The sequence below is a fragment of the Bdellovibrio sp. HCB337 genome (assembly GCF_047302465.1).
Lineage (GTDB): Bacteria > Bdellovibrionota > Bdellovibrionia > Bdellovibrionales > Bdellovibrionaceae > JACMRP01.
Genome location: NZ_CP178621.1, coordinates 2,602,045 through 2,627,168, shown reverse-complemented (window position 1 = coordinate 2,627,168; position 25,124 = coordinate 2,602,045). Strand labels below are relative to the sequence as shown.

Genomic DNA, 25,124 nt, shown 5'->3' with positions numbered 1-25,124 from the left:
AATAAATTTCGTCAAACGGGCAGGCTCTTGCGACGTTTCTTCCTTGGTGCTCTTCTGTAAGTGCGCTATGCTTTTGAGATATGCCAGAGACAACGACAAGTTATGTCGAGGGTGGTCTCTCCCAGAGACCCACAAAAACTTTAGAGGAGCTGCTGAACAAAATCAGATCCTATTTCCCACAGGCCGATCTCAAAGTTATCGAGAAAGCTTACTACTTTTCAGAGAAGGCCCACGAGGGACAGATCCGACGTTCAGGAGAACCCTATATTTCTCATCCACTTTCAGTGGCCGGGATTCTGGCTGATTTGCATTTGGATTTAGATTCTATTGCGACCGGGCTTTTGCATGACACCGTCGAAGACACTCATGCCACTCTCGAAGATATTCGCCGCGAGTTCGGTGACGCTATCGCGCAGCTTGTGGACGGGGTGACCAAGATCGGTCAAATGAAGTTCAAGAATAGCTATGAAAAGCAGGGCGAAAACATTCGCAAGATGATCGTGGCAATGGGGCGTGATGTTCGCGTGCTTTTGGTAAAGCTCTGTGATCGTTTGCACAATATGCGCACGATGAACTTCATGCCTTTCGAGAAGCAAGAACGTATTGCTCTAGAAACACTTGAAATTTATTGTCCTCTTGCAGGTCGCATGGGTATCAGCTCTTTAAAGATCGAGCTTGAAGACTTGTGCTTCCGTTATTATCGCCCGGATATGTACTACGAACTTATTCAAAAAGTTCGTAAGACCGAATCCGAGACCACCCGCTATATCGCTGACGTGAAAGATATGATTTCTCAGGATCTTACACGGGCGAATTTTAAGTACGAAGTCTTTGGGCGTTCGAAGCACTTGTGGTCTATCTACAAGAAAATGCAAAGCCGGAATATCGACTACGAGCAGCTTTACGACGTTCTTGCGTTCCGTGTGATCGTAGAAAGCGTGGCTGAGTGTTACGGCGTATTGGGTTTGGTCCACTCGCTGTGGAAGCCGATTCCAGGTCGTTTTAAAGATTTCATCGCGATGCCAAAGGCGAATAACTACCAATCTCTGCATACCACCGTGGTAGGGCCTGGTGGGGAACGTATCGAAATTCAAATTCGTACTCGTGAAATGCACTTGGTCGCAGAGCGCGGGATCGCGGCCCATTGGAAATACAAAGAGCGCGGTCAAGTCGACGACGATAGTGAATTTCAAAAGGCGAACTGGCTTCGTGATCTTGTGAACTCTCACCAACAGGTGAAGAGCGCCGATGAGTTTTTGGATAGCGTGAAAACCGATCTTTTCGAGAGTGAAATTTACGTTTTCACACCGAAAGGGGACGTGCGCGAATTCCCAGAAGGGGCGACGCCACTGGATTTTGCCTATGCGGTTCATACAGAGCTTGGTAACAAGTGTGTGGGCGCGCGTGTAAATGGTAAGATGGTGCCTCTGCGCTATCAGCTGCAAAACGGGGACACGATCGAGATCGTGACTTCCAAAACACAGGTGCCTTCGAAAGATTGGCTCAAGTTTGCAGTTACAAATAAAGCAAAACAAAAAATCCGTCAGTACGTAAAGGAAGAACAGCGCCGTCGCTCTCTGGCATTGGGAAAAGACTTGGTGGAAAAAGAATTCCGCAAGTTTGGTATGGCGGCCGTGAAGTATCTGAAGGGTCCCGAATACGAGGTATTCCTTAAAGAGAACGGTCTTAAGGATGTCGAAGAGCTTTATGTGAAGGTCGGTTACGGACGTTTAGAACCCAAACATTTGGTGACACGTCTGACTCCGGAAAATATCGCCAAAGAAGCGGCGAAGACCGAAGAAAACACCTTCATGGAAAGAGTGGTCAAGGCCGCTGCTCAGAAAACCCGTCGTAGTAACTCGCTTGTGAGTGTCGATGGGATGGACGACGTGCTCGTGCATTTTGCGAAGTGCTGCCATCCGATTCCAGGGGATCCTATCAGCGGATTTATCTCTCGTGGTCGTGGGGTGACTGTTCATCGTGCGGATTGCCCGAAGGCTTTTGAGTTGGATCAATTACGCAAAGTCGATGTAGCGTGGACGAGTGCTCAGGCCGTTGAAGGCCAAGAGCGTATGGTGCGTGTTCGCGTGATCAGTCACGACGTACCAGGCCTGCTTAAATCCATGTCTGAGGTGTTTTCTGTTCAAGGAATCAATATTGAATCTGCACAGATTCGTACAACAAAAGACAAAAAAGCGGTTTGTAACTTTGAAGTCAGCGTGAAAGACGCGACTCAGTTGAACAACGCTATCTATGAGCTCCAAAAAATCAAAGGTATTCTAGGTGTAACCCGCGTCTTCCACTAAGAAAGACGCGAAGTTTTTAAAGATTCCAGGCGTAGCCGGCGCGAAGGAAGATGATGTTTGCGCTGACTGTTGAAGAAGTTGGGAACAAGCCGTACTCGATAGAAACTGGCACATAAGTTTGACCAGAAAGTCTGATATCCATACCAGCAGAGAATATAAAGATCTGATTAGCTTGCAAGCTTGAAGCATTAGAGAAAGCCGTGCTGGATTTCGAAATCGGGTAGAGGTAACCAAGACCGCCACCGATCCAAGATTTGTACTGACCTTGCATGAAGTTCCAGCGACCAATGCCATACATCGATAGGTAATTTAAATTCACATTACAGTCCGCAAGACAGGATACGGGAGAAGTAGAGGTATTACTGCCTTTCACCACGTATTGCTCAACACCCACCATCGCACGTGCCACGAGAGTCGGAGAAAGAGCATAGTCATAATATCCCAAAGCACCAAAGCCAGAGCCCGACATATTTGTTTTCAAGCCAGTTGCATTGATGTTCATATTGTTCATCAAATAACCGCCGACGACGCCGTAGGAATTTCCACTGTGGCTGCGATCGCTGAGTTTTTTGTCATAGTAGCTATCAGATCCGCCAGTGGTTGCCATCGAACCACTTCCGCCGCCGCGAGATTGTAAGGTGTAGCCCTGCTTCGCGCTTCCTTTAACGATTTCAGCAAGAGCGCGATCGCCTTTGACTTGGGTGATTTTCACGATGGCAACTTTTTTACCTTGAGGATTCAGAACAAAAAACTCTGATCCAGGAGAAGCGCTTTCACCTTCGAGCGAGACCATGATTTTATTATTTTTGACTGCAGACACAGTTGCGGACAATGCGAAGTTCGAAACAAAAAATATAGAAAGAGCGAATAAAACCGTGTACTTCTTCACGCCAGAAACTCCTGGTTAAAATAAGGATCTTCTATAGTTTCTAGCAGAAATAAAGATGTGGCAATCCGAAGGCCGACCTCAGTCGGGGCCTTCTAGTCGATATCCACCAGGCTCCGTGAAAGTTCGTCTAAAAAGCTCTGTTTGTAGCTTTGCCAAACATGTTTGGATTCAAATCTATAGATGCAGGACTCGGTTTTGTTGTTATCAGTCTTCGAGAAGACTGTGACCTCTACCTGACCGTCGTCAAGACCCTTGCCCCAGACCTCGTAGTCTTGGTTCATTTCGACGAGTTCGTGAGTGCTGCTTGGGAATTCCTCTTTCAACCAAGTTTCAGCAGCGCTGAGTTCGCGGCAGCTTTGTAATGAGAAAGCTTGGATAGAGGCAGGCGCTTTGGACTCAAATTGCTTACGCCCTGCTGATTTATAAAATGAGCAGGAAGTGAGAAGCATAAGACTGAAGAGCAAAGCGGAAGTCTTAAACATAGAATAAAATTCTACGCCTAAGCTCTAAAAAAAGAAAAGACCCGTTTTCGTCAAACGGGTCTTTCATGAATAAAAATGTTCGAAAGTCCTAGAACGGAATGTCGTCAGAAGAATTGAAGCTTGGTTCCGGTCCGAAATCTTGATAGCCGAAATCATCGCCACCAGAGCTTCTGTTTTCAGTAGATCTTTCACCACCAGCAGAGCCAAGGAATTGCACAGTGTTTGCTACGATTTCAGTTGTGTATTTCTTTTGACCTTGTTGGTCTTCCCAAGAGCGAGTTTGCAAACGACCTTCTACGTACACTTGGCGACCTTTGCTTAAATGCTTTCCGCAGATCTCAGCAAGTTTGCCCCATACAACTACACGGTGCCATTCAGTGCGTTCTTGTTTTTGACCATCTTTGCCCATCCAGTTTTCGCTGGTAGCGATGTTTAAACGAGTCACAGTACTGCCTTGGCCAACGGCTTTAACTTCAGGGTCAGCGCCCAAACGGCCTACGATAATAACTTTATTTACACCAGACATAATCCCTCCAATGAGACTATAAGGTTTTTGTAATTATTGAGAAGCTTGTCAATAAAGACTTCGAAAAGCTTCTGGATTTGCCTGCATCTTCAGCAAACCAAGGACCAGGGCCTGGGTCAATAGTTTTGGAGGCGGAGCGAAGTGACATTTGAGATTCGGCCGGATGATTCCGGCCACTGAATTAACGCGCGGCGCCTATGCTAGGCGGAACCATCGTGCTGGCAGCAGAAACTTTGAATTTGTATTCAGCGCCATCTGGGGTCGCTGTTTTATAAGCATCAATAAAGGACAAGAAGAGGGCTGCGCGGTCTTGAAAGTTGCGTTTCGTGCGCAAGTTCACATTGAAAGTATAGCCGCCTAAAACAGGGTTTATCGTGCCACCGGCGTTCATCAAAGAAAGATCCATATTGCCCGTGATAGAACCGCGAAGCTCATCGCCGTCTTTACCAATTTGGCCGTTCTCGATGATGAGTTTGCCACCTGCTAAGCGGCCTTTGATTTCGACCGCCGACAACTTCAAATCTGGCATCGTTAATGGACCCATCGGAGTCGTTACATTTGAAGGCGGAAGCTCAAACTGGCTGATACTGAGGTTCACATCCATGTCTGGTTGTTCTGTGAAGGTGAGATCCACCAACGCAGAGCTTTCCAAGTCTAATTTGCCTTTCATCATGACGGGAAGGCGGGCGACCTCGCGCAAATCCTGAAGGCTTAGCTTTTGTGCTTTGACTTCAATTTTTTGGCGCTCAACACCGTTCTCGGTGCGTGAGCCAGAGCTCACACTGACGTAAACGTCGCCTTTGAAAAGGCCTTTCGCGTTGACCGAGCCATAAGGCTTTTGTGCGATCAAACCACCCACAGATGGAGTGAATTTGATTTCTTGAGCAGAGACGCCGGCAACTCCTTGAGCTTCGACAAAGACTTGCTCTACTTTCACACCAGGAGCCGGGAATACAGACATCTTGAGTTCTTCGAATTGCAAAAAGACTTTATTGCCAGTCAAGCGTGCGACCTGAGAAGAAACTAAATCTCCCAAATCATTCATCGGGAAGAGAAGCAGTAAGAACACCGCTGCTGAAACAATTGTAATGAAGATTTTAAGCTTCGAATTTAAAAGGGCGCGCACGGCTTTCTGGATGAGTGCAAACATTAACGGTTTCCTCTTTTAAAGGGCTTACGACCTTTGCCACCGCCGCCTTCGTCATCATTGGCTTCTGGCATTTCAACTTGGGCCTGAGGCACCGCCAAAGAGACCAGCTTAAAATCCACGTCAAAGTACTTAGGATCTTCAGCGTTGGCTGTGACACTCATGCTGCTCATTTTAACACTGGTGCTGACACTTTGAATGTTGTAGCCGATATCAATGATCTGGCGCAGATTCAGTTTCGCCAAAGACACTTTCAGGCCGGACTCCAAAAGGCTTTTTGGAATCAAGCTTGTCTCGGCCGTGATGACTTCGATACCCTTCATCTGCTCTGGCAATAAATTTGCCATACGCAGTTGATTTTCGATATTGCCGCGAAGAATATCTGCAGACGGTGCAGGTGGTAAATCTGGAACTTCTGAGGATTCGCGAGTCACTTTTAGAAGTTCACGAATAAGGCTGCGTTTTTCTTCGTAAGTCGTTACATATTCTGTCGAAGTTGAATAGTAAGAGTAGGGGATCGAGATCACAAAAAGAGCCAGAAGCGCACCGGCGCCCATCATAGCTAGCTTCTGATTGGTCGGCGTCAGATTCTCGAAGCGATCTTTCATCTGATTGTAGAAAGAACTGTCTTCGATACGAGACCAGCTTTGTCCAAGTTGAGATTTTAAATTGTCTTTTAAATCATCTAAATTCATCTTGGATCCTATTGAACGGTTTTAGTGATGCCGCGATCGACTTTAAAGTTAAATGAAAAAGCTGCTTTACCACTGACAGGTTTTAACTGGCTACCACGAGAACTTACTTTGCCGTCGAGGGATAAATTACCCAAAGCCTGTTGCAAGACGGACACTTCGTTTTGATTATTGACGTAGCCATCGATCGTTACTTGGTTGTCTTGAACGTGAAGAGCTTTCACATCCAAAGTGACCATGTTCTTTGCTGGAGTCGCGTCGTTGATTTTCTTCAGAATTTCCATCGTGGAATTCATCGTCGCGACATTACCAAGAGTTTTTAAATCTGCAGCGCGCTTTTTATTTTCGCGAATGTATTTTTTGATATTGGCCTCAGTAGCCTTGTTGCCCGAGAGTTTTGCCACGTTCTTGGCTTGGGTTTTCAAGGCATCTTCGGCACGGTCTGCAAGTTCCATCGAGAAAGTTTCACGCATCATCGAGTAAATGAAGAAAACCACCAAAGCCGCGGCTGCGGTCTTCATGGTCGGGCCCCATTTATCCCAAAGATTGCGAACAAAGTTATTTTGTTTTGCGAAGTCACCTTTTAGGAAATTCACAGCTGGATTACGAGGTTTTTTCAAACCTTCAATCGCGATTCCCAATGCCAAACCAAACGTGGTGTCGGTTTTGGCGTTCTTCTCGAAAAGAACATTTGGAATCATATCCAGAGGATAAACTTTGTTCACCGGTACTTCGAGTTGTTGAGTCAGGAAAGGTCCCAAGTTTTTGATGCTGGAAGAGCCGCCAGTTAGGCCTACTTGGGTGATGATAGCGTTGAATTCGCTTCTGAACTCAAGAATAGAAAGTTGCAAATCACGAACAAGTTCACGCACCGACTTCGCAATAGTTTCAGAGAAAGTAATTTGATCGAAGGTAGCGCCTTGTTTGTTTGTCAGAATGAAAGCTTTAGTTTGAATTTCCTTAAGAGCTTCCAAATGCGGAATTTCATACTTTTTAGCAACGCTGTCAGCAATGTTCTTTGCGCCCCATAGAATGGTTCTGACGCCAATCAAAGAGTTTCCTTCAAAGGCGCAAACCAAAGTGCGAGTGTGACCCATGTTCAGAGTCAAATGCACATTGCGCTCTGTGCGAGCTTCGCCTTCAAGTAAAGACGAATCCAAAGGCGGGTGAGCTGGTGGCGGTTCGTTCCACTTTTCATAGATATTTGCGAAAGCGGTTCCCTCTGTCGAGATCAACGCAGGATCAATGCCAGCGTCAGAACATCTTTGCAGAAGAGTGCGAACATGGTGTTTCGGAGCTGCGCAGGCCAAAACCTCGGCAGCATTGCCGAGTGTGCGTACGACCTTCGCATCAAAAATCGAGTTGTCGCCAGAAAAAGGGATGTCTTCCTCGAGCTCGAAAGCCAAGCTCTTAGAGATTTTCATGCGATCATTAAACGGAAAAATTTTATTGCGGATACTGACTTGATCCTGGCGAAGTGCCAAACAGTAGCGGGTTTGCGCAGGATCGTATTTTGCCGAAACCTCTCGTAAGAACTCGATGATCTCGATTTCTTGATCGTGAGCGGCATTCAAACCAAGCGGTCGCTCAAAACATTGAGTGACTTGAAAACCCTTGCTTGTAGTAAGCACCTCAACAACTTTGATGCTACTACTTCCAATGTCGATACCGATTGATCTCATTTGTGGCCCTTTTTCGCGTTAACGCTCGCCCCAGTATACAATCCTAGGCGGACCTTTGGGAAGTGGAGCACTCTGACTTTGGGCTGGGTTTTGTGGGTTATTTGGTGTCGGCGTCGGAGTTGCACCTGGCTGCTGTTGTTGCTGCTTCTCTTTGTCGACATAACCTTTGACGGTATTGGCAACACTTTGCAGATCCATCACGACAGCGACGATTTCGCGAGAAACGCCCGCGTACTCGCCGGTGCTCTTAATGCGGAAATTGGTAACTTTGTCGAAAACCAACGGGGTCTCTTCGGTTTTTTCGCCAAGGCGCGCGCCACGACCGGTGATAAAACCCCAAAAGTCTTCTTTGTTTTTAAACGGACCACCCAAGTTTGGATCACCACGGCGTTTGATGATCTCATCCGCGATTTCGTCGGTGATTTCTGGATCCAACGACTTCAAAACTTCTTTGCTGGCTTCGTTAGGGTTGATAGCCTTCATCCCGTAAATGGTGATGGCAGGCTCAAGAAGTTCATAGAAGTCTTCGTTCATGCCAGGAACCATGCGTACTTCTTGAATAGTACGGAAAGCACGGTTTGGCGGGAAGTTGTCAGGATAGTCACTGTAGAACGCGCGCTTATCGCCACCATTTGCGCTGCTGCGAATTTTAGATTGCCAGTCCGTGATTGCATTCACGAGCTCTTCAAAGCGATAGTTGCCGTATTTACGTTGGAATTCCTGATCGTCTTTGATTTTACTTTGGAAAATTTCAAGGATGCGACGACGGGTGCTTTCTTGCAAAACTTTAGACGGTGACACCAAGTCGCCCAAGTCAATTTTCGAACCTTCGTCTTCGATAGTCACAACGTAGGAGGCATCCATGATGGATTCTTTAAGGCTCGATGCGATTTGATCTTTATCTACGGCATTCAAGCCATCTGGAACGGGGACAGGCCATGCAAATGGAAATTTCCAGATTTGATCAAGCATCTCAGAGTTGCCACCCAGCTGTTTTCCGAATTGCGATTGAGCCTGTTGATAGGTTTTGATTCTAAGCAAACTAAGATCTACGCCAGCACGAGCGGCATAATAGGCTTTCAATCGATTCAGCGAGTTCACATTGACGTTGTACTCGATCAAAGAATCGTAAGAGACTTCCATAGCGATCCAAGAGATCACCAAAACGCAGGTTACGGCCATAATCAGTGCCATACCTCTTTGATTATTAAGGAGTCGCAGCCCCACTGGCGTTCGCATTTTTTGCCTCTTCGTTATTCGGGAATCTTATCTGAGAAACAATTTGCATCGAATACTTTTTCTTTTTATTTCCGGTCCCGCGCTCTATCGTCATCGAGATCTCAACAGCCGTCGGGAATTTGCCTTTAGTAGCGGTATCGCCACCATCGTCGGTTCTCCAGCCGTTGTTCCAGTCGTCTTTACCTTTACCGATATAACGTAGTTTGAATTCAGAAATGTTTTCTAAAAGAACGACCTCGTCGCCACCTTTAGTCACGTCTTCATCCACCCAGCTGGTTGTACGGCGCCACAGGCATTGTGAACTGCCTTGTTCGCCCGTCAAACTTTTGCAAGATTTCAAAGAGTAGCCAACTTCCATGAAATCAGCCTGCTTCAAATTGCGAATCATGCGGGCATTATTCATAGTCACAAAGTCCACGGTGTTCTCTGTGCCCACTAGGTGAGTCACAGGATTGGATCTACGAGCCATGCTTGGATCCGGCGGCGGAGTCGGTGTTGGTGGAGGAGGCGGCATTCCCGGAGCCTGAGTTGTCTTATTCATAAGCTGGGTGATTTCAGTCTCAACATCGCGATAGTGGAATGCTTGATTGATATCAGCATCAATCAAGCGAAAGGCGTCACGCATGCGCGAGACATCATCAATTTGTTCTTGGATTTTTGCTTTTGCACGAATGGCTTGTTGAATACTTTGCGTCGCAAGAAGCGTCAGCGTTCCTAGGATCGCAACCGTAATCATCACCTCAATCAGAGTAAAACCTTGCTGCGAAGAAGGGCGTTGCATTACGGACCTGCCCCTCCGGGAGCAGAAGCTCCACCAATAGAAAGAGGTTTGTTGTAGTCCACAAAGTACGTCACGATAGAATATTCCAAAGGCTTTTTGCTACCTGTGTAGATCACGGTGACTTTAACTTCTTTAATTGTTTTTCCAAGATGATCTGAAAGCTGCTGGATCACGGTCATCAGCATTTCGTTGGCGCCGCCTTCTTTACTCATCATGATAGAAGAAAGGTTCGGGACTTCGAACTTTTTTGAAGTCATCTTCCAGCGGTATTGTGGATATTCAGAACCGAAGTCGTCTTCTTTTTCTTCATCGATACTGTCGATAGGTTTACCGCGGTACTCAAGGTCGATCTCGGCCATCTTACGTTCAAGCAATGCCACGATATCTTGATTGAGTTGGGTTTTTCGGATTCGGACAAAGCTACCACTCCAGGAACTTGTTAGTAGCAAAATTCCCGTCGAGAGAATCACCACGGCAAGTAGTGTCTCAAGTAAAGTGAATCCTTTTTTGTTTTCAATCACCGACTTAAATCCTTTAAGTTGACAGCTTTCTCTACAATATCAGCTTGACCTGTTAGGGGATTAAAGACAAGCGTCCAGGTGATTTTCTTATCGGTGAGTTGAATCGCAGAAGCCTCCATAAGGCCTTCTGGAAAGAAATGAATATAGGCAATCCCATTCGTGACGGGCTGAGACATGTTGATGGTTTCTACCTGCGCAAAATGCAGATTAGACGGCAGAACCTTTTCTTTTTTAGATAATCTTTTGTCTATTTGGAAAAGCGGTGGAGGAGCATCTTTGTCGTCGTCCTTTTTGCCGTTTCCTTCCATCTCTTCTTTGAGTTTTTCTTTGTCAATCAAAGCGGGGCCACTAGCTTTTTCAACCCAATAAGATTCCTGTCCGGATTCAATACGGATCACTATGCGGTAAGTGACATTAAATAATTTTGCTTGATTGCGGACTTCTTTGACGAGAACGGTAAGACTGCGTGCAGTCTTTTTGATGTTGGCTTCTTTTTTAATAAGCCGAGGGGCTCCCACCGCGATCAGACCTGCGAGAATCGCGATCACGATCATGACTTCAATAAGCGTGAAGCCCCTTTTGTTCATGAAACTCCTTAGGTCTTACTGTTCGTAAGGAATATCGGCGTTGAAGGAAGAACCGCCTTCGCGACCGTCAGCTCCTAGAGACTTCAAAGAGTACTCAGAGCCATTCAATTCGTAAACGAACTCAGTGCCCCATGGATCTTTCATGTCTTTGTCTTTTGCGTAAGGTTCTGGTCCCCAGTTAGAGCAATTTGCATCTTGTTTTGACAAGCCTTCCAACGATTGAGGGAATTTGCCGCAGTCGTTGTAGTACATGCTCAAACCATTTGCGAGTTGTCCCATTTGGATTTTTGCTTGGCCGATATTTGCTTTATCTTTTGATTTCAAAAATTTTGGAGCCAGAATTGCCATCAAACCACCGAGGATCGCGATTACGATCATGATCTCGATAAGGGTCATACCTTTTTGATTGTGCAAGAAAGACTTTTTTGAAGATGCTGTATTCATTTGGATTTGCCTCCACTTCAGGTAGAAAGGCTACCTTAGTAAAAGCCCCTTGTCATGTCAAACCTAGGGGCAATCCAGTATTGTTGCGGCGACCTAGCCGCCAAAGGCGCTTGTCATATCAAACATTGGAATCATGACAGAGAATACAATGACTGCAATAACTAGACCCATGATGACAATCACCACAGGGCCCATAAGACCTGTCATGGCATCCACTTTATTTTTAACCTGGAAGTCATAAGCGTCGGAGACCTGAGTCAACATGTTCTCAAGCTCACCAGTTTTTTCGCCAATGCTGACCATGTGAATCACGATCGGAGGGAACTGTCCCGATTTTTTCAAGGGACCTGCGATCGATTCCCCCTCGCTAATATTGCTGCGAGCGTCCTCAATCGCGAGTGCAAGAACGTAGTTGTCGACGACGTTGCGAACGATGTCCAATGCTTGCAGCATAGGCACGCCGCCTGTTAACAACGTTGCCAAAGTTCTGGTAAAGCGAGACACCGCAACCATTCTTGTAACAGGACCCATGACTGGAAGATTCAAAGAGATTCTATCCCACTGTTGTGAACCGCCTGGAGATCTTTTCCAGTTGTTAAACAGCAGGTAGGCAATCGCAATACTTCCAAAAATCAAATACCAATAGTTCACCATGAAAGTACTGATGTTGACCAAAGCAACTGTGTACCAAGGTAGTTCCAAATTGGGTGCAGACTCAAACACCGTCACCATTTTTGGGATAACGAAGATAAACATCAAAGAAAGCAAGCCGAAGGTTACAACTAACATGATAATCGGGTAGGTCATTGCGCTGCTGACTTTCGAGCGCAATTCTGCGGCAGCCTCAGTGAACTCTGCTAGACGCACAAGGATCACATCCAAGCTACCAGACATCTCGCCGGCTTCGACCATTGAGATATAAATCTTGTCAAAAAGGTTTGGATATTTTGCGAGAGCTTTGGCAAAGGGGCTACCTTCATTCACCATGTTTTTACAATCGGCGATTGCTTCAGACAAAACAGGGTTTTCCACTTGCTCAGAAACGGCGGTCAAGCAGTCCACCAAAGGAATATTTGCTTTTACCAGAACGGCTAGCTGACGAGTCATCAGCGAAAGCTCTTGAACCGTCGCTTTGCCGCCACTATGAGCCGTGCGTTTTTTCTTGCCGGATACTTTTTTCTTATCGCGAATCTCTACGACAAAAATGTTTTCTTTTTTTAGACGAGTACGAGCGGCGCGGAGATTTTCCGCATCAATAGTTCCTTTGACATTTCTACCGTCACGGGCCAGGCCCTTGTACTCAAAAATAGGCATCTAAAAAGAGCTCCCAGTTAGCCCGGATCTTGTGGACCCTAGGCTTCCTTTAAATATCCAATTGCGTATTCGCGTTCAGTTCTTCGATGGAAGTGATTCCAGCTAGGACCTTAGTGATTCCATGGTCGCGGAATGTTTTCATTCCACTGGCTGTCGCTTGTTTTTTAATCGTATTACCGTCTTTACGTTGCAAAACCAGAGAACGAATATCATCGTTCACGATCAAAAGCTCTTGAATGACACTTCGGCCTAAATATCCTTTTTGATTGCAGTGATTGCAACCCACAGCTTTGCAGACATTGCCAGCAGTAGCTTGTTTGCGAGTCACTCCCAGGGCGTCCAATTCAAAGTCAGAAGGCTCGTAAGGAACTTTGCAATGTGGGCAAAGAACACGCACGAGACGCTGAGCAATTACACCCAAGATCGAAGTTGCGATCAGGAACGGTTCAACACCAATATCAAACAAACGTGGGAAGGCACCCGCAGCATCGTTCGTATGCAGTGTGGATAGAACCAAGTGACCTGTCATAGAAGAGGTAATGGCAAGTTCGGCTGTTTCCAAGTCACGAATCTCACCCACCATGATGATGTCAGGATCTTGACGAAGGAAAGAGCGCAAGCCCGATGCAAACGTCAATCCGATCTTGGCATTTACCTGTACCTGGCCAATACCATGAATACGTTGCTCCACCGGATCTTCAACGGTCAGGATATTTACGTCTGGTTGATTCAGTTTACTCAAGCAGCCGTAGAGTGTCGTAGACTTACCAGAACCCGTTGGACCAGTCACAAGTAAGATCCCATAGGTTCTCAGCAAGAGATCATCATCAAGCTTTTTCAAAGTTTCTTCATTGAAGCCCAATTGATTAAGCTCCAGGACGACGTTGGATCTATCTTGCAGACGCATAACCGCACGTTCACCAAACGCGGTAGGCACGGTAGAAAGACGGATATCGATGTCTTTACCGCCCACTTTCAAAGGAATACGACCATCTTGAGGAAGGCGTTTTTCGGCGATATTTAGATTCGCCATAACTTTGATACGAGAGGTGATCGCATTTTGCAGCTTTTTAGGTGGTTTAAAGATATCAAAAAGAATACCGTCGATACGGAAACGTACCACGATGTCTTTTTCATAAGGTTCCACGTGAATATCGGATGCTTTTTCTTTTACTGCACGGAAGAGAAGGCTATTTACTAGTTTAATCACCGGCGCATCGTCTTCGCCAGCATCAAGAAGGTCGACCGTTTGGTCTTCAAGGTCGTAGTCCTCTGCATCGATATCATCCAAACCTGAAAGGTTTGCCGTGCTTTTTTCATAAACACGGTTGATAGCATCTTGGATCTTTGAAGTCGTTGTGATGAGAGGTTTTACTTTTTTGCCAAAAAGAACTCGCAAGTCATCCATGGCTTTCAGATTCAGCGGATTGCTGGTCAGAGCCGTGACGGCCTCGTTTTCCTCTTTGTAGGGGAGGATCGAGTACAGTTTTGCGTAGTTAATAGGAATATCGCGCACAAGGTCCGCGGAAATATCATTTATAGGAATGTCTTTGATAAAATCCAGGCCCATCTCTTTGCAGAGATCGCCGACAAGTTCATCGGCTGTGGTGTATTCCTTGTGAGATAGAGCTTCGCCGATGGTTACAGGGCGAAGCACTGACGGGTTCTTCAGGATTGATTTCACCTGATCTGCCGTCAGTGACGTGCTTTTTTGCAGAATGTTCGTAATATCCATTGAAGCCATGAGTTCGTTGACTCCTAATTTCTATTCGCTGGCGTTGTCGTCTACAGGTTGAGAAGTCTTTTTGCCTACGCGATCAATTGTTGATCCATAAGGATCTCTTCCGCCTTGAGCTTTGATGAATTGTAAACGTTCATCAAGCTTTCTATTAAGAATCGTCTTTTGATCTGTTGGGTTACGAATAATTTTTGGAGTAAGGAATACCAACAGATTTACTTTTTCTTTAGTTGTTGAACGTCCTTTAAACAACCAGCCGATGATTGGCAAATCACCTAACAAAGGCACCTTAGAAATAGTCTCAGACTCACGATCTCTGATCAAGCCACCAAGCACCGCTGTGTCTTCGTTTTTGATAACCAAAGTGGTTTTAATGTTACGAGTTGCTAGAGGTTGCGAGTTATCTGAAAGATTCTTTGGTAGAGCCGCAACTTGAGTCAATTGTTTAATCTTCTGATCGACTTCCATGCGGATTGTATCAGAAGACGGGCTGATAAATGGTTTGATAGTTAGCTTAATAGTTGCTTCTTCAAACTGAGCAGAGTTTGTAATCTGTCCCGCAGCATTTGTAGTCTGCGTGATGCTGACTGGAACCTTATCACCCACTTCGATCTCAGCTGTTTGGTTATCAAGTGCCAAAACTTGCGGAGTTGAAAGGATGTTTGCTTTTGTATTGCTCTTAATGAAGTTAATGAAGCCAACAAGACTTGGAATCGTGATTGAAGTTCCTGGTTTTGTTGGATCTGTCACTGTCACGTTCTTACCTTGGCCGAAACCAAGAGTTGCGCCAGTACCGCCGATGGGGCTAAGCAAGCTTGCAAAGTCGAATCCGTTACTGACGAAGCCGGCTTTACCCACGCCTTCGTTGAATTGGTAATAACCAACGCCCCAGTTGTTTGCATCACTATTCGCCATCTCCATGATGATCGTTTCAACGAACACCTGATCGCGGGCAATGTCCAATTTGTTGAGGATATTCAAAACAGCTTCGTAGTCTTGCTTGCTAGCTGTGATAACGATGCTATTTGTGCTCTTATCAGCTGTGATTTTTACATCGCCACCGAAGATCTCTGTTGTTTGCTGAGCCGTAGGGTTTCCGCCGAGAGGGCCCAATAAGCTGCTAGCAGGTTTTGGAGCGGCATCCTTTGTGATACCTTGAAGAGTTTGTGCAATTTTCTCGGCATCACCGTTCTTAACGTAATAAACGTAAACACCGCCGTTATCGCCAGCGCGAACACGGAAGTCCAATTGTGCAATCAGTTTTTTCAAGCGAACAATGCCTGATTTATTTCCCATCGCAATGATCGAGTTTGTACGGTCTTCAGGGATCGCCATAAAGAAGCTAGTCCCTTGTTGAGCGGTCGTGCCTTGAGAGCGGGTAAAGCGCGGAACACCAGCAGAGAAAGATCCAGGAGAAGTGCCGGCACTTTTTTGTCCCTTATTTACGATTTTATCGACGAGATCCGCAAGATCTTTGGCTTTTGCATATTTAATAGGAATAACTTCGATTTGGTCTTCAAAGCCCGGAACGTCCAACTGACCGATGATCTTCATTACGCGGTCAATATTTGAACCGTAGTCTGAAAGGATCAAAGAGTTAGTCGCTGTATAAACGGACATTTCACCGTCTTTAGAGGTGAGGATTCTTAAGTCTCTGTTCACTTGCTCCGCTTGAATGTGCTTCAAGTGGATAATACGCGTGATCATCTGATCGGAGTTAGGATAGTAAGAGCCAGAATAGGTCTCGATATTATCACGTTGAGCATATCTTGCAGACTTGATCTTTAGGAAACTGCCGCTTGGAACTACGGTGAAGCCGTTGATAGCAAGAGCAGACAAGAATGCCTTATAAGCTTCAGCAACTGTGATTTTACTTGGAGCGACGATCGTGATTTTACCACGAACGCCTGGGTCGATGATAAAGTTCTTACCTGTCAATTCAGAGATTGCTTTGATAACGTCCGTGATTTCCACGTTCGGGAAGTCGAAGGACTCGATAGTCTCTGGGAAGTTTTCATTCGTGATGTCTTCAAGGCCTGCTTTTGCAAACTTACCTTGTTGAGATTTGCTCAAAGCGCCTGGTTTTCCACTGTCAGCGCCGCCGGGTCCTGCGCCACGTACGCCTGAAGATCCAGAGCCCGAATCAGAAATAGATGGTGGAGGTGGCGGGAAGTCCGCAGCACTTGGCATTGGAGGCGGTGGCGGAAAGCTTTGCGCCATTGCTATCTGTGTTGTCAAAAGCGAGGCAATTCCTAGCGCTGTCTTTTGTCTGTTTTTTACCTTCATCTTCATCCACCTTCCTTTGCGGACACGAAAACAAATACCAATCCAAAAACAATAAAAATTACTGAATCGTATAGTCGAGGGTCTCTACGCGACCGCCGCGATCTACGCTCATTTTGATGTTGTTGGAGTTTTTAAACATATTAAATAGTTCCATGGCTTTTTGTGGGGTATCCACAGGCTCGCCATTGACGTTTTTGATCAAGTCCATGCGTTGAATACCCAGCTGAGAGAAAATGCTGTTTGGCTGGAAATCAACAATGCGGTAGCCGATCACTTCGCCAGTGACTTTGTCACGAGCAGGAACGGCACGGGCTTGCATCAAGATGCTTGAGAGATCATTCAGATATTTTTGCAAATCTGCACGCTTAATTGTGAACTTGTTGTCACCCATGTTTTTGACTTCGCCAGATCCTTGAGACGCAGGCGCCGCTGGAGCCGAAGCGCCGAAAGCAACTTTGTTATTTCCGAAAGGTTTCATCTCGATAAACTCAAGCACGTTAGTGTTAAGGTTGCGGAAGACGATTCTTTGTCTTTCAACCTTCAACAGAGTTGCGAGGTTCTCGATATTTCTTTTCGGTGTGTAAGAGAGGATTTGGTTTTTGCCGCGAATTTCGATCGCAGCAATAGACTTATCCGCGTTAGAGTGAACAAGGGTTCCAATCAAATTCAATGGCAACTGAGATGGTACCGGATCTGCTTCTTTAATGTTGTTCGGATCTTGTCCCTTGGCGATCAAAGGATCAGGAATCACGCCATCTGCAGAGAAAATATTGCGAGAGATAATGGTGTTGTAGGCACCACGAGAAACTAAATTGTCATTGAGAAGTTTTTTAGGACGGGCAGGAGGCGTTTGATTTGGCAGCATCAAATCGCGATAACTCAAAATCAACAAATCCGCGATGACAAAGCCGATGAAAACAAAAAGTAAGTAGGAGAGCCATTTTTCAAAAGCAGGGCGCTTTTTCTTTGCTTGCTTTTTGTTATCTATCGCCACGATAAATCCTTTGCCAATCCTTTGTCATATCAGGGATTTGAATCCTTCAAGTCCCGTACCTATACTAACAAAGAGGCTTGGTCCTGGGCAGGAAGAAAATTGGACCTAGACCTAAGCCCGTCAGGACTCGGTGATAGGGATTAGATCTGGTACCTTTATGGGTATGAACGTGGTCTACTTCACCCTTGGTGAATCCATTGCAGACATCGAAATTCGCTCGCAGCTACTGCGGGTGCCTGAAGTTATGGCGGATCTCCGTCAGGCGCAGGAAATCGTGCCGAATATGGATTTGGTTTCTATCATGGGCTCTCAAGAGTTGTTTATGCAGCAACCAAAAGAGTTTCAATTGAAGCTGGCTCAGCTTCTTCAGGAAGCTTTGTTTAAACGTTGGAAGCTTTCGCAAGTAAAGTACGACACGATTGTAGAGCGACGAAAGTTTAGTGATTCCAATGAGTGGCGTAAAAATATTAAGGAATTACTTCATCAGGCGCCGGAATTCCATATGTACGTTTTCGGACCTGGTTTTGATGATCTTGAATACGAAATCGGCAAGCTCAAATTCAAAACTCCGCCGCAAATTTTCTTGCACGAAGTGATCTCGGAAGACCCAATGCTAGATTGGTTTTGGCCAACGATCATGCAGGGCGCGAAGCTCTCTGCTTAAGCAGTAAAAACTCACGATTAAAATCATCTGAAGGTAAGAAGGCTCCAAATTGGTTCTTTGGTTCCTTTTTGGATTTGCATTGACGGAGTAAATAGCAGGGAGCCACCTGATTTATTCTGTCGACACAAGAAGCGACAGGTGGCTCACTGCCAGGCGGTTTACACATCCCCTCTGCGGAAAGGGCGTCAGCTGAAAATTCAGCCAACAAAACCGCCTAAATTTTTCGAACCAAATACCAAGCGTTTAAATACGTGGATCATGGTTGTCTGTGGGGTCTGGGTGTAATTACAAGATGAGATTGATACTGAGAAATCCTTAAAGCGAATCTTCTGATTGGCTTAAGGTGAAGTGGTCATTTGAATGAAAATCTCCCCAATAGTAAAAAGTCATAGAACGCAAGGTGGTGCCTTTATAAACGAAGTGAGTTGAATTGCAAAGTGGGATTTTCGCTTTGTGAAAATTTCTAGGCTGTGACCAAAAGTTCGGACGCGACTGTCTTTTTTAGATGAAGAAAGCTTCCAAACTGACAGCGATGTCGTTAGACGGATTCAAAAAATCAGGCGCGTTTTGATCCGGAGGAACCATGCAGTAAAGCCCATGCGGGATCTTCGCGCAAACCCAGTTTAAAGGTCTTTTATATATGAGTTCTTCACGGGTTTGTGGGTAAATTAAGAAGTCGTTCGAGCGGGCGCGGTCATAAGCTGCCCACAAAAGGGATTCAAAAACGTCCTCATTATCCGCAAACAGGTGGGTTAAATACTGGAATTGAAGGGTTTCTTCCAATTGCAGGCGGTAAGCAGGTTTTGTGAGGTTGCGAGTCCACCCAAAAAGCTTTCCGAACTTTAAAAATTGACGGAAATTATGAGCCTTCAAGGAATAATCAAGAGGGACAAGCTCTTGAATTCCATCCGCTTTCCAGGGAGCACAACAGCCAACAATGTTATTGTGGCGGTCAAAGGCTACGAGGAAGTCTTCTAATCTTAAACCACGCCAACGGTGAAGTTGTTTGAAAAAGCTGTAAGAATCCCAGTAGGTTGATAGGTTTCTTTGGATGCTTTTTTGGGACAAATAGTAGATTAAAGCATCTGCATTCACAGACGAGCCGTTCCGAATCTGAAGGTGAGGGAGCGGGTTCTGAGCCCATGGAAAGCGCCCATGAACGCTGACTAAGTTAAAGCGACGGTAGTTAAAATATCTTGGCAATGCCCGCTTTAAGTTACGGGGGCGAACAAAAGTATTTAATGCCGAGGTCTCTGTCATGTTTAAGGCACTGAAAAAGTGTTGGACCCCGTAGGTATTGCTGATGTCCTGCAAGGTCGGAACAAAATGATCAGCCCATTCGATGATCGCGCGACGGTTGTTGCTGATGCGAAGGTCGCGGCCATAAGCAACTGTTTTAATTTGGCCATTAATCATGACGTCTTTAATAGTAAAAGAAGCCATTCCTTGAAGATGATCCTGATCGTCCTTTAGAAGGTAAGTGCGGAAGCGATCTGATTCAACGGCATAAGGACCAAAAAAATCCCCGCGGCGATCCACTTTGAGTTCAAGCACTCCCTTCAGCGGAAAGCCTTTGTAGAACTCGAGAATGGTTTGATTGTCCGAGGGTTTTGCAACCTCAAGCCGCATGCGAGAATTCATTCAGACTTTTTCCAAAGCACATCTTCAAAGCGGGTTTTTAAATTCACCCAGCGTGCAGCAACAAATAAGAAATCACTCAAGCGATTTAGATACTTTAGGCAAATATCGTAACGTGCATCTTTAACCATGACTTCTGCAGATCGACGTTCGGAGCGGCGGCAAAGAGTGCGCGCGACATGCAGGTGGGTCGAAGTCTCGTGGCCTGCTGGTAAAATGAAATTGCGAAGCTCGGGCAATTCGCTCGTTAGTTCGTCAATTTTTTGTTCCAAGAACGTGACATGTTTTTCTTCTAAAGCGGGAAGCTTTTTGAAAACTTCTTCATCGGCGCAGGCCAGCAGGCTGCCGACATTAAAAAGCTGATTTTGTATCTTCTCAAAGAAAGGATCTAAAGGCTGCAGTTCTTGAAGTTTTTGAAGGCCAACGCGAACAACGCCCAAATAGGAATTTAATTCGTCGACAGTGCCATAGGCCTCAACGCGGGGGTTGAATTTCTCAACGCAGGAGCCATCCACTAAACGCGTGGTCCCTTTGTCACCGGTTTTGGTATAAATTTTTGCTTTCATTCAGTTCCCGTTTTAAGCTTACTCTATCAGCATGACATTAAGGAGTAGACAATGCAACTTCCCCCGTACTCACTCTTGGTGACCATTCCTCACTCTGGTGAAAAACTTCCGCCACAGGCTACGTGGTTGAAGGGGTTGCCAGAAGAGATCCTGATGTGCGACGTGGATCGTTATGTCGACTTTCTTTATGAGCCAAGCCTTCAAAAGTTGCATCTTCCTTACGCAAAAACGGAATGGCATCGCTACGCCGGAGATTTGAATCGTATCCCCGAGGATGTGGATGCTGGCAGCGTCGAAGGTAATAGCAACCCTGCGGGCATGCATCGCCGGGGTTTTTTGTGGGCCATTACAACATACAATCATAAGTTGATGAAGGGACCTGTTTCCGCAAAAACTCATCAGGAACTTGTAGAATTAATTTATGAACCTTTTCATGCGAGTGTGCGAAAACTCTATGAAAATTACGAAAGCGCTGGTCGTAAGAAGGTTTTCCATATCGATGCTCACAGCATGCCTTCGGTGGGGACTAAAGAGCATCGCGATCCGGGCGAGCGTCGCGCTGAAATCGTCGTCAGTGATTGCCATGGAAAAAGTTGTGATCCGCGGTTCAGAGATTTAGTGATCGCTGCTTATGCCATTGCGGGATTTAAAGTCGGATTCAATTGGCCATATTTCGGTGGGAGAGTCAGCGAACATTATGGACAGCCGTCAAAAAACCATCATGCAATTCAAGTCGAGATGAATAGAGACTTGTATATGGATGAGGTCACTAAAAAACTAAAACCAGCTGAGGCCCAAAAAATTCAGGCCAAAATTGAAGTGGCTCTGAATTATATCTGTCAAAATTTGCCTAATATTCAGAACTGACAAATAGCGTTGTGGTAAATAGGTTGGCCCGCGCGGACAAGTTGGATTAAATATTTGCAATCATGTCAGAATCCGATGTCGCTCCGAAAATGAAGGTGTACCTTCGTCGCATTATTAGATCCTTAGCTTCGTTAAAGCTTGCTGTTGTAGTTATTCTTTCTATTGCAACATTGGTCGCTGTAGGCACCTTTGTTGAAGCCAAGTACGATGCAACAGCTGCGAAAAAGTTGGTCTATGACACTATATGGATGAACTTTATTATGGGTTTCCTTGCTGTGAATCTGATCGCGGTGATGGTGGATCGCTGGCCTTGGAAAGCTCGTCATACATCTTTCGTATTAGCGCACATTGGAATTTTGGTGTTGATGCTTGGTTCGATCATCACCGGCAAGTTTGGTCTTGATGGCAGCGTTCGTGTTGGTATCGGCCAGTCGGAGCAGTATGTGGTTGTTCCTGAAACAGATGTTTTGGTTTATAGCTCTTTCGATGGAGATCGTTACACGAAACTAGCAGAACAAAACGTGGATTTCTTTTTAAAGCGACCAACAGCGCAAAAGCCTTTTATAGTTCCTGGTTACAATACAGAAATTAAAATCACAGATTACAAACCTTACGTGGTTCCAGCTCGTAAAGTGACTGCGCCGAAAGAGCCGAATGGGCGACGTGGCGCTGGGCTTCGTTTCCAACTACAAAATGCAAATATTAAGGTCAATGTGATCGAGTGGTTGGTGCAAAAGCGTCCAACGGATATTGCGACTCATAGTTTTGGTCCTGCGAGCGTGCACTTAGGGCCTGCGCCTGAAAAGGGGCGTGGTGAAAATGAAATCTATTTTACTCCAAACGGGACTGAAGGTCTTAAGTACGTTGTTTTTCAAAAGGACACTGAAAAGCCTTTGAAGACGGGAAGCCTGAAAGAGGGAGAAGTCTTTGTTCCGGGTTGGAAGATGCCAATTGAAATTCGTGCGCTTCGTTATTTGCCAGAAGCTGAAGAAGATTGGGATTTGCAAGAGCGCGAGGCGCCGACGCCACTAACGACCTCTGCGGTGAAGATTGAGTTCAACAATCAAGAGAATTGGATTCTTTTAAATGACACCGTGAAACTGTTTGGTCCGGATGTTGTCTATATAGTTAGTTACGGCAATCGTCGGATTGACCTTGGGTTTCCTATTAAGCTGAATCAATTCAAGATGGATCGTTATCAGGGAACGAATCGTGCGATGGAATATAGTAGTCGCGTAGAAGTGCCTGATATGCCTGAGCAGCTGATTTCGATGAATGAGCCTTTGAAGTATCGTGGCTATACCATTTATCAAGCTAGCTTCGAAAATGCGCCTAATACTGAAGAGCCGGTGGCTTCTATCTTCTCGGTCAATCAGGATCCGGGGCGTTGGCTCAAGTATTTGGGCTCGTTGATTATTTCACTCGGTATTGTGATGTTGTTCTACTTTAAGAAGAAAGCCAAAAAAGGAAATCCAACATGAAGCGTTTGCAAGTCATCCTTCTCCTTATTTTGTCACTCCTTGTTTTTAAAGGGGCCTATGCGGCGGCTCCAGGTTCGGCACTCGGATCCTTGCCGGTACAATCTGATGGTCGTGTGAAGCCCTACGATACTTTTGCAAAAGAAATGCTTGAGATTGTCTACGGCAAAAAAAGCTTTGAGGGGCGTGGGGCTGCAGAGATTATCTTCACCTGGATGCTGAGTCCCTCAGCGTGGAAAGATAAAAAAATCTTTGAAGTTCGTAATCATGAAGTATTGAAGGCCTTGAAGCTTTCTCAGGAGCAAAGGTACTTTACGGGGGACGAGCTTTTTGACAATGATAACTTCCAACTCTTGATGCAAGAGCTTCAAGCGAAGCGCGATTCCAAAGAAAAACTCACTCCATATTTTCAAGCACTTCAACGTTTAGAGCACCAAATGGTGGTGTTCCGTGAAATCGCAACCGGGCATATGATGCGATTGATTCCGCCTAAAGAAGGAACGGCGTGGTTGTCTGTTGTTGATTTTCAAGGCGATCAGCAGGTGGCTTTTGCTAATTTGGCAAAAGCGTTTGTAGAGCATATTGGTGCCGTTGCACAAAACACTCCAGCTGATCAGCTGGAAAAAGCGGCTCAGGCTTTGGACGAAAGCGTTTTGAAGTTCCAGGAAGTGGCAAAAAGCAATAATCCTGCACTTTATGATCATGACACGCGTATTAAGGTGGAAGTTCACTACAACAAGTTTCATCCGTTCCGTTGGGCGTATGTCTTATATATGCTCGCGGCGATCTTCTGTCTGCTTGTATGGACGATGAACAAGCCAGGGCTTATGAAGGCGGCCTGGGTTTTTGCGGCAATTGGTTTTGTCCTTCATACCTATGGCTTTTGCGTTCGTATGTACTTGATGGACAGAGCTCCGGTTACGAACATGTATGAAACCGTGGTGTGGGTGTCGTGGGGGGCTTTGGTCTTCTCAGCGATATTGGAAATCATTTACAAGTTCCGTGTGATTTTTTTGGCGGGAACTTTGGGTGCGATGGTGGCTTTGATCGTCGCGGATACCGCACCTGCCGTCTTAGATCCGTCACTTCAACCTTTGGAAGCGGTTCTGCGCAGTAACTATTGGCTGACAGTTCATGTAATGACAATCACAATCAGTTACGCGGCTTTCTTGTTGGCATTTGTGCTCGGGGACATCGGGCTTATCTATTATATTAGAGGCGAAGAGAAGCATCAGGCGAAGATTCAAGCCATCGCCACTTCTGTCTACCGCGCAATGCAAATCGGTGTCGCCTTCCTTGCTCCCGGAATTATTCTTGGCGGCATCTGGGCAGATTATAGCTGGGGGCGCTTCTGGGGTTGGGATCCAAAAGAAACTTGGGCATTGATTGCTCTTCTTGGTTATCTCGCAGTGCTTCACGGCCGCTTGGGTGGCTGGTTTAGAAACTTCGGCATGATCGCAAGTGGTGTGATCACATTCAGTCTTGTGATCATGGCTTGGTACGGAGTGAACTTCGTTCTCGGTGCAGGGCTTCATTCGTACGGTTTTGGGGCCGGCGGTGTGGAATACGTTTCTGCATTTGTTGTCGCTCACTTTTTGCTCGTCCTTTACGCAGGATTAGTGCGGAAGAAATAGTCAGCTAAGCTTCTGAATTCTCATCAAGTTTGCAAAAAGGGAGTAGACAACTCCGTCATTCCCCTTTTAAATAGAGCCATCGAAAAAAAATATGATGTGGTCCAGTTCAATCATCAGGTAAAGGAAGATTATGCATCGGGTATTTAGAACTTTTGCAGCGGTGGGGCTTCTTGCGCTTAGCCTCGCGGGATGTAAATTTCAGCCAGGGTGGGGATACAATCAAGGATATGCTCCAGAACAGCCAATTCCATTTGATCACTCTCTGCATGTCGAAAAAAATCAAATTCAATGTCAGTACTGTCACAATCAAGTAGAGAGATCGAAGCATTCAAATGTTCCGGCTCTTTCAACTTGTATGAACTGCCATCTTCAAGTGAAAACCGACAGCCCTCATATTCAAAAATTGCGTGATGCTTACGACAAGGGTGGATCTATTGAGTGGGTGCGTGTCCACATGCTTCCAGACCATGTTGCGTTCAATCACTCTGCACACATTGCAAAAGGTGTGAACTGTCAAACATGCCACGGCGAAGTCGAGAAAATGAAAACTATAACTCAAGTTCAGGATCTCTCTATGGGCTGGTGTATTAACTGTCACCGCCAACCAGAGAACAAAGCTCCTTTGAACTGTACAACTTGTCACCACTAA

The 25,124-nt window shown here is 45.8% G+C and carries 23 protein-coding genes and 1 pseudogene; 6 read left to right on the top strand and 18 right to left on the bottom strand.

The genetic code is table 11. From position 1 onward, the window contains the following. Window positions 1-80 precede the first annotated feature (80 nt). Window positions 81-2,306, top strand: a complete 2,226-nt coding sequence (locus ACLWBB_RS12650; RefSeq protein ID WP_413287889.1) for a RelA/SpoT family protein — start codon at window positions 81-83, stop codon at window positions 2,304-2,306. Between the two features lie 16 nt (window positions 2,307-2,322). Here ACLWBB_RS12650 and ACLWBB_RS12645 read toward each other — a convergent pair whose 3' ends face one another. The 16 genes and pseudogenes from ACLWBB_RS12645 to gspC all read right to left on the bottom strand — a co-directional run bounded on the left by ACLWBB_RS12645 (window position 2,323) and on the right by gspC (window position 17,628). Beyond that, the gene (locus ACLWBB_RS12645) at window positions 2,323-3,195 is read right to left on the bottom strand and encodes a hypothetical protein (RefSeq protein ID WP_413287888.1); all 873 of its coding nucleotides are present in this window, start codon (window positions 3,193-3,195) and stop codon (window positions 2,323-2,325) included. A gap of 92 nt (window positions 3,196-3,287) precedes the next feature. Continuing rightward, window positions 3,288-3,677, bottom strand: a complete 390-nt coding sequence (locus ACLWBB_RS12640) for a hypothetical protein (protein WP_413287887.1) — start codon at window positions 3,675-3,677, stop codon at window positions 3,288-3,290. Window positions 3,678-3,765: 88 nt separating this feature from the next. Then, window positions 3,766-4,203 carry a single-stranded DNA-binding protein gene (locus ACLWBB_RS12635; protein WP_413287886.1) on the bottom strand — a complete coding sequence of 146 codons (438 nt, stop codon included), beginning with the start codon at window positions 4,201-4,203 and terminating at the stop codon, window positions 3,766-3,768. A gap of 181 nt (window positions 4,204-4,384) precedes the next feature. Next, entirely contained in the window at window positions 4,385-5,353 is a 969-nt protein-coding gene (gspN, locus tag ACLWBB_RS12630; protein ID WP_413287885.1) for a type II secretion system protein GspN, read from the bottom strand. After that, on the bottom strand, window positions 5,353-6,045 hold the full coding sequence (locus ACLWBB_RS12625; protein WP_413287884.1) for a hypothetical protein: 693 nt from the start codon (window positions 6,043-6,045) through the stop codon (window positions 5,353-5,355). Before ACLWBB_RS12625 ends, gspN begins: the two co-directional genes overlap by 1 nt. A gap of 8 nt (window positions 6,046-6,053) precedes the next feature. Then, window positions 6,054-7,724, bottom strand: a complete 1,671-nt coding sequence (gene pilM, locus ACLWBB_RS12620; protein WP_413287883.1) for a pilus assembly protein PilM — start codon at window positions 7,722-7,724, stop codon at window positions 6,054-6,056. Between the two features lie 18 nt (window positions 7,725-7,742). Further along, entirely contained in the window at window positions 7,743-8,918 is a 1,176-nt protein-coding gene (locus ACLWBB_RS12615; RefSeq protein ID WP_413287882.1) for a general secretion pathway protein GspK, read from the bottom strand. A gap of 13 nt (window positions 8,919-8,931) precedes the next feature. Then, entirely contained in the window at window positions 8,932-9,744 is an 813-nt protein-coding gene (locus ACLWBB_RS12610; RefSeq protein WP_413287881.1) for a type II secretion system protein GspJ, read from the bottom strand. Beyond that, a complete protein-coding gene (locus ACLWBB_RS12605) occupies window positions 9,744-10,124 on the bottom strand; it encodes a hypothetical protein (RefSeq protein WP_413291633.1) in 381 nt (126 codons plus the stop codon). Before ACLWBB_RS12605 ends, ACLWBB_RS12610 begins: the two co-directional genes overlap by 1 nt. Window positions 10,125-10,190: 66 nt before the next feature. Further along, window positions 10,191-10,265: pseudogene (locus tag ACLWBB_RS12600) on the bottom strand (type IV pilus modification PilV family protein); the annotation flags it as partial. Beyond that, the gene (locus ACLWBB_RS12595; RefSeq protein WP_413287880.1) at window positions 10,262-10,852 is read right to left on the bottom strand and encodes a Tfp pilus assembly protein FimT/FimU; all 591 of its coding nucleotides are present in this window, start codon (window positions 10,850-10,852) and stop codon (window positions 10,262-10,264) included. The gene ACLWBB_RS12595 and the pseudogene ACLWBB_RS12600, both read right to left, overlap by 4 nt. A gap of 15 nt (window positions 10,853-10,867) precedes the next feature. Continuing rightward, complete coding sequence (gene gspG / locus ACLWBB_RS12590) at window positions 10,868-11,296, bottom strand: type II secretion system major pseudopilin GspG (RefSeq protein WP_413287879.1); 429 nt, start codon at window positions 11,294-11,296, stop codon at window positions 10,868-10,870. A gap of 93 nt (window positions 11,297-11,389) precedes the next feature. Then, window positions 11,390-12,610 (bottom strand): type II secretion system inner membrane protein GspF, encoded by a 1,221-nt coding sequence (gene gspF, locus ACLWBB_RS12585; RefSeq protein WP_413287878.1) that lies wholly within the window; start codon window positions 12,608-12,610, stop codon window positions 11,390-11,392. A gap of 49 nt (window positions 12,611-12,659) precedes the next feature. Then, window positions 12,660-14,354 (bottom strand): type II secretion system ATPase GspE, encoded by a 1,695-nt coding sequence (gspE, locus tag ACLWBB_RS12580; protein WP_413287877.1) that lies wholly within the window; start codon window positions 14,352-14,354, stop codon window positions 12,660-12,662. 21 nt (window positions 14,355-14,375) lie between these two features. Further along, entirely contained in the window at window positions 14,376-16,640 is a 2,265-nt protein-coding gene (gene gspD, locus ACLWBB_RS12575; RefSeq protein WP_413287876.1) for a type II secretion system secretin GspD, read from the bottom strand. 52 nt (window positions 16,641-16,692) lie between these two features. Further along, the gene (gene gspC / locus ACLWBB_RS12570) at window positions 16,693-17,628 is read right to left on the bottom strand and encodes a type II secretion system protein GspC (RefSeq protein WP_413287875.1); all 936 of its coding nucleotides are present in this window, start codon (window positions 17,626-17,628) and stop codon (window positions 16,693-16,695) included. A 157-nt stretch (window positions 17,629-17,785) separates the two neighbouring features. Here gspC and ACLWBB_RS12565 point away from each other — a divergent pair, with 157 nt between their 5' ends. Beyond that, window positions 17,786-18,292 carry a hypothetical protein gene (locus tag ACLWBB_RS12565; RefSeq protein ID WP_413287874.1) on the top strand — a complete coding sequence of 169 codons (507 nt, stop codon included), beginning with the start codon at window positions 17,786-17,788 and terminating at the stop codon, window positions 18,290-18,292. 501 nt (window positions 18,293-18,793) lie between these two features. Here the strand turns inward: ACLWBB_RS12565 and ACLWBB_RS12560 are convergent. Beyond that, window positions 18,794-19,933, bottom strand: a complete 1,140-nt coding sequence (locus tag ACLWBB_RS12560) for a hypothetical protein (protein ID WP_413287873.1) — start codon at window positions 19,931-19,933, stop codon at window positions 18,794-18,796. Next, window positions 19,930-20,496 (bottom strand): cob(I)yrinic acid a,c-diamide adenosyltransferase, encoded by a 567-nt coding sequence (locus ACLWBB_RS12555; RefSeq protein WP_413287872.1) that lies wholly within the window; start codon window positions 20,494-20,496, stop codon window positions 19,930-19,932. The genes ACLWBB_RS12560 and ACLWBB_RS12555 overlap by 4 nt, the downstream gene beginning before the upstream one ends. 51 nt (window positions 20,497-20,547) lie before the next feature. Between ACLWBB_RS12555 and ACLWBB_RS12550 the strand changes: the two genes are divergently transcribed. The 4 genes from ACLWBB_RS12550 to ACLWBB_RS12535 all read left to right on the top strand — a co-directional run bounded on the left by ACLWBB_RS12550 (window position 20,548) and on the right by ACLWBB_RS12535 (window position 25,124). Next, window positions 20,548-21,363, top strand: coding sequence for an N-formylglutamate amidohydrolase (locus ACLWBB_RS12550; protein ID WP_413287871.1), 816 nt, complete (start codon window positions 20,548-20,550; stop codon window positions 21,361-21,363). Window positions 21,364-21,425: 62 nt separating this feature from the next. Further along, window positions 21,426-22,844: a cytochrome c biogenesis protein ResB gene (locus tag ACLWBB_RS12545; protein ID WP_413287870.1), complete on the top strand. Its 1,419-nt coding sequence runs from the start codon at window positions 21,426-21,428 to the stop codon at window positions 22,842-22,844. After that, a complete protein-coding gene (locus ACLWBB_RS12540; RefSeq protein WP_413287869.1) occupies window positions 22,841-24,475 on the top strand; it encodes a cytochrome c biogenesis protein in 1,635 nt (544 codons plus the stop codon). The genes ACLWBB_RS12545 and ACLWBB_RS12540 overlap by 4 nt, the downstream gene beginning before the upstream one ends. A 130-nt stretch (window positions 24,476-24,605) precedes the next feature. Next, window positions 24,606-25,124 (top strand): cytochrome c3 family protein, encoded by a 519-nt coding sequence (locus ACLWBB_RS12535; protein ID WP_413287868.1) that lies wholly within the window; start codon window positions 24,606-24,608, stop codon window positions 25,122-25,124.

Coding starts and splice junctions, on each gene's coding strand:
- gspD (WP_413287876.1), bottom strand. CDS start 16,640: ATGAAGATGAAGGTAAAAAACAGACAAAAGACAGCGCTAGGAATTGCC.
- gspF (WP_413287878.1), bottom strand. CDS start 12,610: ATGCCTATTTTTGAGTACAAGGGCCTGGCCCGTGACGGTAGAAATGTC.
- gspE (WP_413287877.1), bottom strand. CDS start 14,354: ATGGCTTCAATGGATATTACGAACATTCTGCAAAAAAGCACGTCACTG.
- ACLWBB_RS12565 (WP_413287874.1), top strand. CDS start 17,786: ATGGGTATGAACGTGGTCTACTTCACCCTTGGTGAATCCATTGCAGAC.
- ACLWBB_RS12625 (WP_413287884.1), bottom strand. CDS start 6,045: ATGAATTTAGATGATTTAAAAGACAATTTAAAATCTCAACTTGGACAA.
- pilM (WP_413287883.1), bottom strand. CDS start 7,724: ATGAGATCAATCGGTATCGACATTGGAAGTAGTAGCATCAAAGTTGTT.
- ACLWBB_RS12555 (WP_413287872.1), bottom strand. CDS start 20,496: ATGAAAGCAAAAATTTATACCAAAACCGGTGACAAAGGGACCACGCGT.
- gspN (WP_413287885.1), bottom strand. CDS start 5,353: ATGTTTGCACTCATCCAGAAAGCCGTGCGCGCCCTTTTAAATTCGAAG.
- ACLWBB_RS12610 (WP_413287881.1), bottom strand. CDS start 9,744: ATGCAACGCCCTTCTTCGCAGCAAGGTTTTACTCTGATTGAGGTGATG.
- ACLWBB_RS12535 (WP_413287868.1), top strand. CDS start 24,606: ATGCATCGGGTATTTAGAACTTTTGCAGCGGTGGGGCTTCTTGCGCTT.
- gspG (WP_413287879.1), bottom strand. CDS start 11,296: ATGAATACAGCATCTTCAAAAAAGTCTTTCTTGCACAATCAAAAAGGT.
- ACLWBB_RS12650 (WP_413287889.1), top strand. CDS start 81: ATGCCAGAGACAACGACAAGTTATGTCGAGGGTGGTCTCTCCCAGAGA.
- ACLWBB_RS12595 (WP_413287880.1), bottom strand. CDS start 10,852: ATGAACAAAAGGGGCTTCACGCTTATTGAAGTCATGATCGTGATCGCG.
- ACLWBB_RS12640 (WP_413287887.1), bottom strand. CDS start 3,677: ATGTTTAAGACTTCCGCTTTGCTCTTCAGTCTTATGCTTCTCACTTCC.
- ACLWBB_RS12550 (WP_413287871.1), top strand. CDS start 20,548: ATGCAACTTCCCCCGTACTCACTCTTGGTGACCATTCCTCACTCTGGT.
- ACLWBB_RS12540 (WP_413287869.1), top strand. CDS start 22,841: ATGAAGCGTTTGCAAGTCATCCTTCTCCTTATTTTGTCACTCCTTGTT.
- ACLWBB_RS12615 (WP_413287882.1), bottom strand. CDS start 8,918: ATGGCACTGATTATGGCCGTAACCTGCGTTTTGGTGATCTCTTGGATC.
- ACLWBB_RS12560 (WP_413287873.1), bottom strand. CDS start 19,933: ATGAATTCTCGCATGCGGCTTGAGGTTGCAAAACCCTCGGACAATCAA.
- ACLWBB_RS12545 (WP_413287870.1), top strand. CDS start 21,426: ATGTCAGAATCCGATGTCGCTCCGAAAATGAAGGTGTACCTTCGTCGC.
- ACLWBB_RS12635 (WP_413287886.1), bottom strand. CDS start 4,203: ATGTCTGGTGTAAATAAAGTTATTATCGTAGGCCGTTTGGGCGCTGAC.